Here is a 12,201-nt window from a genome sequence, read left to right as displayed (position 1 = left end):
GTGGCCCTGATCGTCGCGTCCCTTCCCCGGCCCGCGTTACGGCGGGCCCTGCCGGCCCTCGCGGACCGGTCCAGCCTGCTCGCCGCGGCCACCGTCCTGCTGGTGTGCGTGCCTGCCCGGGAGAAGGACGTCACGGCGGCCGTCCACGTCACCGCCGCCGACGTCGCCTCGCTCGCCCTGGTCGCCCTCACCGCGCTCAACCTGCTGCGCGGGCGCCTGCCCGCGATCAGCCGCACCGGCTGCGCGCTGTTCGGCGGCATCGTGGTCGCCGCCGCCGTCGCCACCCTCGGCTCGATCGACCCGGCCACCAGCCTCACCGGCTTCGTCCGGCTCACCCAGGTGTTCGTCCTGGTGCCGGCCGCCGTGCTCTGCTCGCTGCGCGACCGCACCGACCAGCGGCTCGTCCTCGGCTCCTTCGTGCTGGCCGCGCTGATCCAGGGCGTGGTCGGGGTGAACCAGTACCTCACCCGCACCGGCGCCTCCTACGCCGGGCAGCCGATCCGGGCCGTCGGCACCTTCGGCGCGCTCGACATCATGGCGATGTCCACCGTGGTCAGCTTCGGGCTGCTCGCCGCCCTCGCCCTGGCCCTCGGCGAGCGTGCGGGCGGCGACGCACGGCTGCGCCGGGCGATGTTCGCCGCCGCCGCCTTCCTCGCCTTCCCGCTCGCCGTCTCGTTCAGCCGCGGCAGCTGGATCGCCACCGGCGTCGCCGCCACCGTGCTGCTGCTGCGCGCCGACGCCCGGCTGCTGGTGCGCAGCGCCGTGCTGGGCCTGGCCGCCGCGGTCGTCCTGGTCGGCGGCCTCGGCCTCGGCGCCTCCGGCATCACCGAGCGGCTCAGCTCGATCGGCTCCGTCTCCGCCGCACCCGACCAGTCCGTCTCCGACCGCTACGACCTGTGGGCCACCGCCGGGCGGATCTGGCAGGACCACCCCGTCCACGGCGCCGGACCGAAGGCCTTCCCCAGGCTCCGCGACAGCCACGCCCCGCTGCGGCTCTCCTCCGGCAGCGACGCCGCCGACTCCACCATCGGCTTCCAGCGCGAGCCGCTGCTCTCCCCGCACAACATGTACTTCCTGGTGCTCAGCGAACAGGGCCTGATCGGCATCACCGCCTACGCCGCGCTCCTCCTCGGCCTGCTGCTCGGCTGCCTGCGGCGCCGCCGCACGACCTCGCTGGCCGCCCTCGCGCTGCTCACCTGGGTGCTGGTCGACTTCCTGTACGCCGACATCGGCGGCACCACCACCGTGCTGACCTCCGTCGTCCTCGGCCTCGCGGCCCGCGCCGCCGTCCAGGAGCGGGCGATGCCCCGGTGACCACCGACCGGCCCGCCCTCGCCCCCGCCCTCCCGGCCCCGCGCAGCGTCCCCGCCGAGCCGCCCGCCGCCGAGCCGCCCGCCGGGTCGCAGCGGCCGTCCCGGGGCGGCTTCCTCGCCAAGGCCTTCGGCGTCACCGCCGTGCTCAGCGCCGCCGGCTCGGGCCTCGGCCTGCTGCGCGACCTCCTGCTGGCCCGCTACTTCGGCGCCAGCCAGGGCACCGACGCCTTCCTGGTCGCCTGGACCGTGCCCGAGACGGCCGCGCCGCTGCTGATCGAGGACGCCATGTCCTTCCTCATGGTGCCCGCCTTCGCCCTCGCCCTGGTGCTGCGCGAGGAGGACCCGGACGCCCCCGACCCGGTCCGCCAGCTGGTCCGCGCCACCCTGCCCGGGCTGCTGCTGGCCCTCAGCGGGCTCGCCCTGGCCGCCGCCCTCGGCGCCCCCCAGCTGGTGCAACTGCTCGCCCCCGGGCTGCCCGACCCGGGCCTGGCCGTCGACTGCACCCGGATCACCGCGATCACCGTGCTGCCCTTCGGCGTGGCCGGCTACCTGGCCGCCGCCCTGCGCGCCCACCACAGCTTCACCGCCCCCGCGGGCATCTACGTCGCCTACAACCTCGGCATCCTGGCCCTGCTGTTCGGCTTCCACGGCGTCCTCGGGGTCCGCTCCGCCGCCCTCGGCGTGGCGCTCGGCAGCCTGCTGATGGCCCTCCTGCTGGTCGGCCCGTTCCTGCGGCACCTGCGGACCGGGCCGGCCGCGGCCGGCCGCACCCGGCGCAGCCGCAACACGCTGGTGCTGATGCCGCTGGCCCTGCTGCCGGTGGCCGCCTTCACGCTGACCCGGCAGGCCCAGGTCTTCGTCGAGCGCTACCTCGGCTCGGCGCTGCCGCCCGGCACCATCTCGCACCTCAACTACGCCGCCAAGGTCTCCCAACTCGCCATGACGGCGGGCATCCTGATCTGCACCGTGACCTTCCCGCTGGTCGCCCGGGCGCTCGCGGCGGGGGACCTCGGCGCGGCCCGCGACCGGGTCGAGAAGGACCTCGGGCAGGCCGCCGCGGTCGTGCTGCTCGGCACCGCCTTCCTGATGGCCTGCGCCCCCTCGGCGGTCTCGCTGCTGTTCGAGCGCGGCGCCTTCGGGCCCGGGGACACCGCCGCCACCGCCGCCGTCATCCGGGTGTACAGCTTCGGCCTGCCCGCCCAGGCGCTGATCGGCGTGATGATCCGCCCGTACTTCTCGCTGCGCCCGGTGGTCCGCCGGGCCGACGACCCGCGCAGCGAGGACGGCGGGCGCCGGCTGCTGGACTGGTACCCGGTCGCCGCGATGCTGCTCGGCCTCGGGGTGACCGTCACCGTCGGGCTGCTCGCCACGCCCCGGTTCGGTGCGCTCGGCCTGGCCGCCGGCAACGCGAGCGGGATCACCACCGCCGCCGCGCTGCTGCTGCGCGGGCTGGTGCTACGCGGCATCCCGCTGCGGCTGCGCCGGGTGCTCGGCGGCCACGGCCGGCTGGTGCTGGCCGCCGCCGGGTCCGCCGCCCTGGGCGCCGCCGCCGCGAGCCTGCCCGCCGACCCGCTGCTCTCGACCCTCTCCGGTGGCCTGACCGTGGTGCTGGCCTTCGCCGCCCTCGGCACCGGGCTCCGGGCCCGCGAGGTGCGCGGCCCGGTGCTGGCCGCCGCCCGGGCCCTGGGACTCGGGCCCGACCAGCGGGCCCTGAACCTGCCAACCGTCGCCGACGAAGGGAAGTTTCCCCATGGACGATGAGCGGGGATCCATCCGTTCGGCACAGGCGGGGGTCACCGACGCCCCGCCCGACCGGGCGCGACTGCCCAGAAGCCGCCGCCCGGTCGGCGAACCCGCCCTGCCCGGCTCCTCCTCACCGTGGATCCTGATGTACCACTCGGTGGCGGTCGAGGAGGAGGATCCGTACCAACTCACCGTCAGCCCCGAGCGGTTCGCCGAGCAGATCGCCTGGCTGCACCGGCGCGGGCGGCGCGGCGTCTCGGTCCGCGAGCTGATGCGGGCCCGCGCCCACGGGCAGGACGACAAGCTGGTCGGCCTGACCTTCGACGACGGCTACGCGGACTTCGCCCGGTACGCCGTCCCGATCCTCCAGGCGTACGGCTTCACCGCCACCGCGTACGTGGTCGCCGACCTGCTCGGCCAGGACAACGGCTGGGACACCGAGGGCCCGCGCAAGCAGCTGCTCACGGTCCAGGAGGTCACCGAACTCGCCGCCGCGGGTTGGGAGATCGGCTCGCACGGCCTCGGTCACCGGGCGCTGCCCGGGCTGCCCGCCGAGGTCCTCGGGGTGCAGACCCGGGAGAGCCGGCGGCTGCTGGAGGAGGTCGTCGGCGGCCCGGTCACCGGCTTCTGCTACCCGTACGGCGCCGTCGACCGGCCCGCCGCCGCGGCCGTGCGCGAGGCCGGCTACGACTACGCCTGCGCGATCGCCCACTCCCCGCTCACCGGCCGCTTCGCGCTGCCCCGCTGCTACGTCGGCGACCGTGACGGCGCCTGGCGGCTGCGGGCCAAGAAGGGCCGGCACCTGATGCGCGACGTGGTCACCTCGCTCAAGCGCGGACGGGGGGAGCGTCGGCCGTGAAGGTGCTGCACATCGTCACCGGGCTCGCCTCCGGCGGTGCCGAGCGCCAACTGCACCTGCTGCTGCGGCACTTGCCGCCGCACCAGTGCTGCGAGGTGCTGGCGCTGACCAACCCGGGCACGGTCGCGGACGCGCTGCGCGCCGACGGCGTGACCGTCCACCACCTCGGCATGCGCGGCAACCGGGATCTCGGCGCGCTGCCCCGGCTGGTCCGGCTGGTCCGGGCCGGCCGCTACGACCTGGTGCACACCCACCTCTACCGCGCCCAGCTGTACGGCCGGCTGGCCGCGCGGCTCGCCGGGGTGCGGGCGGTGGTGTCCACCGAGCACTCGCTGCACGCCGGGGTGATCGAGGGCCGCCCGGTCACCCGGGGCGTCAAGGGCCTCTACCTGGCCGCCGAACGGCTCGGCAGCACCACCGTGGCGGTGTCCCGGCAGGTCGCCCAGACCCTGCGCTCCTGGGGCGTCCCGCCGGCCCGGATCGAGCTGATCCCCAACGGCATCGACACCGCCGGCTACCGCCGGCCGCCCGCCGAGCGGGCCGAGGCCCGCCGCCGGATCCGGGCCGAACTCGGCCTGCCGGAGGGCAGTTGGGTGGTCGGCGGGGTCGGTCGGCTGGTGCCGGGCAAGCGCTTCGAGGTGCTGCTGGCGGCGCTCGCCGAACTCGACCCGAGGACCAGGCTGCTGCTGGTCGGCGAGGGCCCCGAGCGGGCCGGGCTGGAGCGTCGGGCGGCCGAACTCGGCGTCCGGGAGCGGCTGGTGCTCACCGGTGAGCGGGACGACGTGCCCGACCTGCTGGCCGCGATGGACGTGCTGGCCGCCCCCTCCACCGCGGAGACCTTCGGCCTCGGCGTCCTGGAGGGCCTCGCGGCCGGGCTCCCGGTGCGGCACAGCGCCTGCCCGGCGCTGGACGAACTGCCGCCCAGCGCCGCCCCGCAGGCCCGCCGGATCCCCTCCGAGCCCGCCGCGTACGCGGCCGCGCTGCGCGACCTGCGGCAGCTGAGCGGCCACATCGCCGACCCGCTGCCGCACCCCCCGGCCGTCGGCCACTACGACATCGCCCGGGTCGCCGCCGACCTGGGCGCCCTCTACGACCGGCTGGCCCGCGCCTGACCCGCCCGCCGCCGGACCCCGCCGTACCAGACCCAAGGAGCCGCACCATGACCACTCCGCGCCGAAGCGCCCGCCTCCTGGTCCGCCGCTGGTGGCCGGTGGCGCTCGCGGTGCCGCTCGGCGCCGCGGCCGGCGCCGGGTACGCCGCCGTCTCGCACCCCTCGTACGCCGCCAGCGCCTACGTCCTCGTGGTGCCGCAGAACCCGGGGGAGGCGTCGACGGCGACCAACTTCGCCCAGGCGTACGGCCGGCTCGCGGGCCAGCCGCAGGTGCTCGCGGTCGCGGCCGCCGAGACCGGCCACACCCGGTCCGAGCTGGAGACCCTGGTGTCCGGGACGACCTCCCCGGACGCCCCGATGATCGAGATCACCGGCACCGGGAAGCGGGCCCAGGAGGCCGCCCGGACCGCTGACGCGGTGGCCCGCTCGCTGGTCGCCTTCGCCAACACCAGCAGCAAGGACACCAACGTCCGGCTGGTCACACTGGCCCCGGCCGCCGAGCCGGACAAGCCGACCACGCCCTCCGCCAAGCTGGACGTCGCGGTCGGGGCGGCGGCCGGGCTGCTGCTCGGGTCGCTGGTGCTGATGACCCGCCGGCGCGGCGGCCCGGACGGCCCAGGGGCTCCGGAGGCCCCGACGGCTCCCGGGCCGACCGGGACCGCCGAGCCGACCCGGACCGCCGAGCCGACCGCGACTCCCGAGACCACCGCCCCGGCCCCCGCCCCCGCCGCGCCCCGCCCGCGGGCCGAGGAGCCGGCCGGCAAGGCCCGCCCGAAGACCGGGGCGACGTCCGAGCCGGCCGCCGAGCCGAAGACCGAACCGAAGCACGAGCCGAAGCACGAGCCGAAGACCCGGGCGAAGGCCGGGGCGAAGCCGGCGCCCGAGCCCGCCGCCGCGCCCGTGCCCCCGGCCGAGGAGAAGGCCGCGGCCCGGAGCGGACGATGAGCACCGAGGCCCGCGCCGCCGGCCTCCCGGCCCAGTCCGCCGCGCCCGGCTGGACCACCGAGCTGCGCCGCGAGGACGACGCGCTGGACACCGTCGCCGAGGAGTGGGACGACCTGGCGGCCCGCTGCCGCACCGCCACCTTCTTCCAGGCCGCCGCCTGGCAGCGCTCCTGGTGGCGCCACTACGGCCGCCCCGGCGCGCTGCTGGTGGTGCTGGTCCGGCGGGACGGCCGACTGGTCGGCGCCGGTGCCTTCATGCGCCGCGGCGGCCCGTTCGGCGGCCTGACCGGCCTCGGCGCCGGGCTGGTCGACTACGGCGACGTCCTGCTGGACGACGACTGCGCCGACCGGGCCGCCGCAGAGTTCGCCGCCGCCCTCCCGCTCACCCGCCCCTGGCACTGGCTGGAGCTGCGCGAGGTGCACCCCGAGGCGGCGGTGCAGCGGGTGTACGAGCACTGGCACGGCTCCCGCCGCCGCCACGAGGACTCGCTCTGCCAGTACCTGCCGGCCGTCCCGATGGAGCGGCTGCTCAAGCGGGTGCCCGGCAAGACGGCCCAGCGCAGCCGGGTGAAGCTGCGCAAGATCGCCGAGGCCGGGGTGCAGGTCCGGTCCACGCCGGTGGAGGAGGTCCCGGCCGCGCTGGAGGGGCTGCTGCGGCTGCACTTCCTCCAGTGGCAGGAGCGCGGCGTCACCGCCGAGCACCGCACCGAGCGCTTCGCCCGGCACCTGACCGAGTCCACCACCGGCCTGGTCGCCACCGGCCGGGCGGCCGTCCACCAGTTCCACCTGGACGGCGAGCTGGTCGCGGTCAACCTGCTGCTGCTCTGCCCCTCCTTCGGCGGGCTGTACATCTACGGCGCCCACCCGGCGCTGCGCGAGCGGCTGGACATCGCCGGGCTGCTGTTCAACGCGGCCCTGGAGGAGACGGTCGGCGCGGGCATCCCGGTGCTCGGCCTGCTGCGCGGCCAGGAGCCGTACAAGCAGCGCTGGCGGCCGGACCGGATGCCCAACCAGCGGCTGCTGCTGGGCCCGGCCGGAGCGGCCCCGGCCGCCGCCGCCCGGGCCGCCGCGGTGCTGGCCCGGCAGGCGGCGGTGCACCAGCTGCGCACCCGCTTCCCCGAGTTCAAGGAGGCGCTGCTGGCCCGCCGCCGGGCCTGACCGCCGCTCAGCGCCGGGACGGCGTCCGGGCCGGGGAGGGGCTCGGCGAGGCCCCGCCCGAGGGGCTCGCCGTGGCGGCGGGCGCGGTGGCCGAGGGGGTGGCGGCGGGCGTGGTGGCCGACGGGGTGGCGCCCGACGGGGTCGCCCCCGGCGCCGTGGGCAGGACGGGCGGGGTCGGGGCGACCGGCACGATCGGAGCGGCGGGCGCCGTCGGCACGACCGGTGGCGCCCCCCGCGAACCCGCCATCAGCTGCTTGAACGCCGCCGCCGAGCGCGGATTGCTCCGGCACTGGAAGAAGCCGTGCGGGCAGTAGTCGGTGACGGTCTGGTAGGCGGTGTCGTGGGTGCGCATCCAGTCGACCATCCGCCGGACGAACTCGGGGTTGTCGCCGTTGCGGAACAGCCCCCACTCCGGGTACGAGACCGGCTTGCCGTGCTTGGCCGCGAACTCCACCTGGTCCTGGAGGCCGTACGGCTCGCGCACGTAGTCGTCGAAGGTGCTCCCGGCCGGCTGGTCGTAGCTGTCCGTGCCGACGATGTCGACCACGTCGTCGCCGGGGTAGCACTTGGTCCACGGGATGGCGTCCAGGCCCCGGTTGGGGGTGAAGTCGAAGCGGAACCGCTGCCCGGGCACCGAGCGCATCACCCCGACGATCCGGCGCCAGTAGGCCTTCCAGGCGGCCGGGTCGGGCTTGCAGCGGTGGGTGTAGGTGACGCCGTTCATCTCCCAGCCGAGGGTGAGTACGGTGTCCGCGCCGCCGAGCGCCACCAGCCGGCGGGCGAGCCGCAGGAAGTGGCTGTCGAAGTCCCCGCGGGCGCCCTGGCCGAGCAGCCTGGCGACCTCGCCGTCCGGCACGTGCGCCTCGTTGGGCACCAGCATCGGCACGCCGAGCACCAGCAGCCGGGACGGGTCGGCGAGCCGCCACTGCGACCACAGGCCGAGCACCACCGGCTCGCCCTCGATGTCCGTCCAGCTGTTGCCCGCCAGGTAGGTGTGGCCGACCTGCATGTTGGCGTCGCCCAGCCACTGGGCGTACTTGCCGATCTGCGGGATGTAGTTGTCCCAGGAGCCGACGAAGGCGCCGAACGGCGGCTCGTGCCGGGGCCGCTGGACCGGCGGGCGGGGGGCCGCGCCGCGCGGCTCGAAGGCGTCCGAGGAGAGGCTGTGCCGTTCGGTTCCGCTGAGCGGCGTCCCGGTCGGGACACTGGCCGTGGCCATCAGCAGCAGAGCGGCGGCGGCCAGCGTCAGGCGGCCCATGCGCATGGTCTCTCCTCCGGACGTCGCGGGAGCGGGGCGGGCGGGTGACGACACCGACGGACCGTCGCGCCACGCTCGCCGACAGTAGGCCCGGCGGAGGAAGGAAAAGCCGAATGTCACCCTAAAGTGGGCGATATTCGAACGCCGTCTGCCGCAACACCCGTCCGGCCCGGCCCCGTGTATCAGCTCTGTAACGGTCCGGCGGGGTCCGCGGAGCCCGCCGCGCAGCGCGCCGCCGACCGGCCGGGGAGCCGACGGCGCAGGTCGGCGGGCGGGCGCACCGGACGGGCGCGCACCGTCCGCCGTGCGGTCGGCGGTGGGCCCGGACGGCGATTCCGAGCTGACTCGCCCACCCGCCGAAAGGTACGCTCCGGCCGTGTCCTGGAAGCCGCCGCGTGTCCTCACCCCCCGCTCGATCCTGCCTGCCCTGGCGGTGATGCTGGTCCTTGCGGCCGGTGCTGCGGCGCACGCGAACAAGCCGGTGCCGTTCGGCGACCGGGTGGCGGGGCCGGGGGACGCGGAGGCGACGCCGGTCAACTCCCAGTCGGTCAGTTCGGCCGACCTGGACCTGCGGGTGGTCGGCCCCGGCCTGGAGGCGTACCACAAGCAGACCGGCGAGCGGGCCTGGACGTACCGCCGCGAGGGCGCCGAGGCGCTCTACCTGGCGATGGCCGGGGACAACGCGATCGTGGTCTGGGACGACGGCCTGGTCACCTCGGTGCGCCCCGGTGACCACGAAGTGCGCTGGCACCGCGCCGTGCCCGGCCTGGTGGACTACCTGCGCGCCGACGGCGAGCCGGGCGCCGACAAGCGCACCGACGCCCAGCGCAAGGACACCGCCAAGCAGCGGGCCGCGGCCGCGCTGCACACCGTGCAGCGGGACGGCTCGCCCTGGCTGGCCGTGGTGACGCCGACCCTGACCATGGGCCTGCGCGACGCCGACGGCGACCTGCGCTACAACGACCGGCCCTCCAACGGCTGCCTCTACGACCCGCTGCGCACCGTGCACACCGACTACGCCGTGCTCATCCCGCGCACCTGCACCAACAGCAGCGGGGTGGCCGTCTCCGGCGGTATCACCGGCTACCGGCTGGACAGCAACGGCTGGTCGATGATCACCGGCCCGGCCGCGACGGTGAAGGCGCTGGACGCCAGCCGGGTGGAGATCACCGACGGCCCGATCGTGCCGCCCAAGGTCTTCGACACCAAGGCGGCCGCCCCCGAGACCGGCTGCGCCAACCCGGACGCCCCGTTCGCCGCGGTCCGACCCCAGGGCGGCTGCACCGACCCCTCGGCGAGCCCGGCGGCCACCGCCTCGGCCGCCCCGGCGGCCACGCCCCGGCAGTAGCCGCGGGAAGCCGGCGGGTACCCCGGGGCGGTACGCCCTCGGGGCGTTTCGCGCGGCCCGGTAGACTGGCCGTCATGGCTATCTTCTCCGGGCAATAGCGGGTGGCGGCGCCCAGTTCCAGCGCGCCGACCGCCGATGAAGCCCCCTTCCCGCCGCCCGGGTCCGCACCCGGCCGCCCGCCAACGTCCCAGGAGCAGTCCCAGCCATGATTTCCGCCAACGCCCTCGAGCTGCGCGCCGGTGCCCGGATCCTGATCGAGTCCGCGAACTTCAAGGTCGCCGCCGGCGACCGGATCGGCCTGGTCGGGCGCAACGGCGCCGGCAAGACCACGCTCACCAAGGTGCTGGCCGGTGAGGGCCTGCCCGCCGCCGGTACCGTCACCCGCTCGGGCGAGGTCGGCTACCTCCCGCAGGACCCGCGCACCGGCGACCTGGACGTCCTCGCCAAGGACCGCATCCTCTCCGCCCGAGGCCTCGACACCGTGCTCAAGAAGATGCGCGAGAACGAGGACCGGATGGCCAACGGCAAGGGCTCCACCCGGGACAACGCGATGAAGAAGTACGCGCGCCTGGAGACCGAGTTCCTCACCAAGGGCGGGTACGCCGCCGAGGCCGAGGCCGCCACCATCGCCGCCGCGCTGGGCCTGCCGGACCGCATCCTCGGCCAGCCGCTGCACACCCTGTCCGGTGGTCAGCGCCGCCGCGTCGAGCTCGCCCGGATCCTCTTCTCGGACTCCGACGTGCTGCTGCTCGACGAGCCCACCAACCACCTGGACGCGGACTCGATCGTCTGGCTGCGGGACTTCCTCAAGACGTACAAGGGCGGCTTCATCGTCATCTCGCACGACGTCGACCTGGTCGAGACGGTCGTCAACAAGGTCTTCTACCTGGACGCCAACCGTTCCACCATCGACGTCTACAACATGGGCTGGAAGCAGTACCAGCAGCAGCGCGAGGACGACGAGAAGCGCCGCAAGCGCGAGCGGGCCAACGCGGAGAAGAAGGCCGCGACCCTGAACGCCCAGGCCGACAAGATGCGCGCCAAGGCGACCAAGACGGTGGCCGCGCAGAACATGGCCCGGCGCGCCGACAAGCTGCTCGCCGGCCTGGAGCAGGTCCGGGTGAACGACAAGGTCGCCAAGCTGCGCTTCCCGGAGCCGGCGCCCTGCGGAAAGACCCCGCTGACCGCCAGCGGCCTGTCCAAGTCCTACGGCTCGCTGGAGATCTTCACCGATGTCGACCTGGCGATCGACCGGGGGTCCCGGGTCGTCGTGCTGGGCTTCAACGGCGCGGGCAAGACCACCCTGCTGCGGATGCTGGCCGGGGTGGAGCAGCCGGACACCGGCGAGGTGATCCCGGGCCACGGCCTCAAGATCGGCTACTACGCCCAGGAGCACGAGACGCTCGACCCCGAGCGCAGCGTGCTGGAGAACATGCGCTCGGCCGCGCCGGACACCGACCTGGTGCAGATCCGCAAGATCCTCGGGTCCTTCCTGTTCTCCGGTGACGACGTGGACAAGCCGGCCGGGGTGCTCTCCGGCGGTGAGAAGACCCGTTTGGCCCTGGCCACCCTGGTGGTCTCCTCGGCCAACGTGCTGCTGCTGGACGAGCCCACCAACAACCTCGACCCGGCCAGCCGCGAGGAGATCCTGGGCGCGCTGCGCGAGTTCTCCGGCGCGGTCGTGCTGGTCACCCACGACGAGGGCGCGGTCGAGGCGCTCGACCCGGAGCGGATCATCCTGCTGCCCGACGGGGTCGAGGACCTGTGGAACCCGTCGTACGCCGACCTGGTCTCGCTGGCCTGACCGGAAGTAGACGCCGGATCCGCTTTTCGGCCCAGAATATCTAGTCCTTTCGGCGTGTCCGGGAATGAAGAAGACCGGGATTCCGTTTAAGCACTTCCCGTCGGCCCGCCACTCGAACGTGGTCGGGCCGACGCTGCTGATCAGCTATTTCTCGGCATTCGGCGGCAGCCGCCCGGGGGCGTGCACTCTGCGTGAGCGCCGTGGTGCGCTCGGATCACCACCGCAGGACCACGCATTTGCGACATCGACCTTGTCGAATGGGTGGCCAGGACGCGGTGGATGGGTGATCATGGGAATCTGACCGAGCAACGCTACGAGGAGGCACGGGTGGCCGAGACTCTGAAAAAGGGCAGCCGGGTGACCGGTGCCGCGCGTGAGAAGCTCGCGGCCGATCTCAAGAAGAAGTACGACTCCGGGGCGAGCATTCGCGCTCTCGCGGAGGAGACCGGTCGTTCGTACGGCTTCGTGCACCGGATGCTGAGCGAGTCCGGAGTGATCCTCCGGGGCCGCGGTGGTGCCACGCGGGGCAAGAACAAGGCGACTGCCGGGGCCGGGTCCTGACGGTCCGTCATCTCTGAGCTGGATGGCGCGGCGGCCTGACGCCGACCGAGGAGACGACAGCCGGCCACGGCTGGGCGTCCGCCCTCGGGTCGAGTGGACCGG

At 74.9% G+C, this 12,201-nt stretch carries 10 protein-coding genes; 9 read left to right on the top strand and 1 reads right to left on the bottom strand.

The features are described from left to right. The 6 genes from ACIQWA_RS37330 to ACIQWA_RS37305 are packed head-to-tail and all read left to right on the top strand — an operon-like array spanning position 1 to position 7,128. The gene (locus ACIQWA_RS37330; protein ID WP_402490670.1) at positions 1–1,314 is read left to right on the top strand and encodes an O-antigen ligase family protein; all 1,314 of its coding nucleotides are present in this window, start codon (positions 1–3) and stop codon (positions 1,312–1,314) included. Continuing rightward, positions 1,311–3,074, top strand: coding sequence for a lipid II flippase MurJ (locus tag ACIQWA_RS37325; protein ID WP_402490667.1), 1,764 nt, complete (start codon positions 1,311–1,313; stop codon positions 3,072–3,074). The genes ACIQWA_RS37330 and ACIQWA_RS37325 overlap by 4 nt, the downstream gene beginning before the upstream one ends. Continuing rightward, positions 3,064–3,915 carry a polysaccharide deacetylase family protein gene (locus ACIQWA_RS37320; protein WP_360241106.1) on the top strand — a complete coding sequence of 284 codons (852 nt, stop codon included), beginning with the start codon at positions 3,064–3,066 and terminating at the stop codon, positions 3,913–3,915. The genes ACIQWA_RS37325 and ACIQWA_RS37320 overlap by 11 nt, the downstream gene beginning before the upstream one ends. Beyond that, positions 3,912–5,027 (top strand): glycosyltransferase, encoded by a 1,116-nt coding sequence (locus tag ACIQWA_RS37315; RefSeq protein ID WP_402490664.1) that lies wholly within the window; start codon positions 3,912–3,914, stop codon positions 5,025–5,027. The genes ACIQWA_RS37320 and ACIQWA_RS37315 overlap by 4 nt, the downstream gene beginning before the upstream one ends. 47 nt (positions 5,028–5,074) lie before the next feature. Continuing rightward, complete coding sequence (locus ACIQWA_RS37310) at positions 5,075–5,971, top strand: Wzz/FepE/Etk N-terminal domain-containing protein (protein ID WP_402490661.1); 897 nt, start codon at positions 5,075–5,077, stop codon at positions 5,969–5,971. Then, positions 5,968–7,128 (top strand): GNAT family N-acetyltransferase, encoded by a 1,161-nt coding sequence (locus tag ACIQWA_RS37305; protein WP_402490659.1) that lies wholly within the window; start codon positions 5,968–5,970, stop codon positions 7,126–7,128. Before ACIQWA_RS37310 ends, ACIQWA_RS37305 begins: the two co-directional genes overlap by 4 nt. 7 nt (positions 7,129–7,135) lie before the next feature. Here the strand turns inward: ACIQWA_RS37305 and ACIQWA_RS37300 are convergent, their stop codons facing one another. Further along, positions 7,136–8,392 (bottom strand): glycoside hydrolase family 26 protein, encoded by a 1,257-nt coding sequence (locus ACIQWA_RS37300; RefSeq protein ID WP_402490656.1) that lies wholly within the window; start codon positions 8,390–8,392, stop codon positions 7,136–7,138. Positions 8,393–8,762: 370 nt separating this feature from the next. Here ACIQWA_RS37300 and ACIQWA_RS37295 point away from each other — a divergent pair, with 370 nt between their 5' ends. The 3 genes from ACIQWA_RS37295 to ACIQWA_RS37285 all read left to right on the top strand — a co-directional run bounded on the left by ACIQWA_RS37295 (position 8,763) and on the right by ACIQWA_RS37285 (position 12,099). Further along, the gene (locus tag ACIQWA_RS37295) at positions 8,763–9,734 is read left to right on the top strand and encodes a hypothetical protein (RefSeq protein ID WP_402490653.1); all 972 of its coding nucleotides are present in this window, start codon (positions 8,763–8,765) and stop codon (positions 9,732–9,734) included. A 205-nt stretch (positions 9,735–9,939) separates the two neighbouring features. Continuing rightward, complete coding sequence (locus ACIQWA_RS37290; RefSeq protein WP_360241124.1) at positions 9,940–11,538, top strand: ABC-F family ATP-binding cassette domain-containing protein; 1,599 nt, start codon at positions 9,940–9,942, stop codon at positions 11,536–11,538. A 327-nt stretch (positions 11,539–11,865) separates the two neighbouring features. After that, positions 11,866–12,099, top strand: coding sequence for a helix-turn-helix domain-containing protein (locus ACIQWA_RS37285; RefSeq protein ID WP_030059940.1), 234 nt, complete (start codon positions 11,866–11,868; stop codon positions 12,097–12,099). Positions 12,100–12,201 lie beyond the last annotated feature (102 nt).

Origin of the sequence: Kitasatospora sp. NPDC098652, assembly GCF_044760155.1 — a bacterium.
Taxonomy (GTDB): domain Bacteria; phylum Actinomycetota; class Actinomycetes; order Streptomycetales; family Streptomycetaceae; genus Kitasatospora.
Note: the sequence above shows the minus strand (reverse complement) of the source record. Positions and strands in the feature narration are given on the sequence as shown.

Bases quoted from the DNA above. Each gene is read 5' to 3' on its own strand.
- ACIQWA_RS37305 (WP_402490659.1), top strand. From the start codon at position 5,968: ATGAGCACCGAGGCCCGCGCCGCCGGCCTCCCGGCCCAGTCCGCCGCG.
- ACIQWA_RS37310 (WP_402490661.1), top strand. From the start codon at position 5,075: ATGACCACTCCGCGCCGAAGCGCCCGCCTCCTGGTCCGCCGCTGGTGG.
- ACIQWA_RS37290 (WP_360241124.1), top strand. From the start codon at position 9,940: ATGATTTCCGCCAACGCCCTCGAGCTGCGCGCCGGTGCCCGGATCCTG.
- ACIQWA_RS37320 (WP_360241106.1), top strand. From the start codon at position 3,064: ATGGACGATGAGCGGGGATCCATCCGTTCGGCACAGGCGGGGGTCACC.
- ACIQWA_RS37300 (WP_402490656.1), bottom strand. From the start codon at position 8,392: ATGCGCATGGGCCGCCTGACGCTGGCCGCCGCCGCTCTGCTGCTGATG.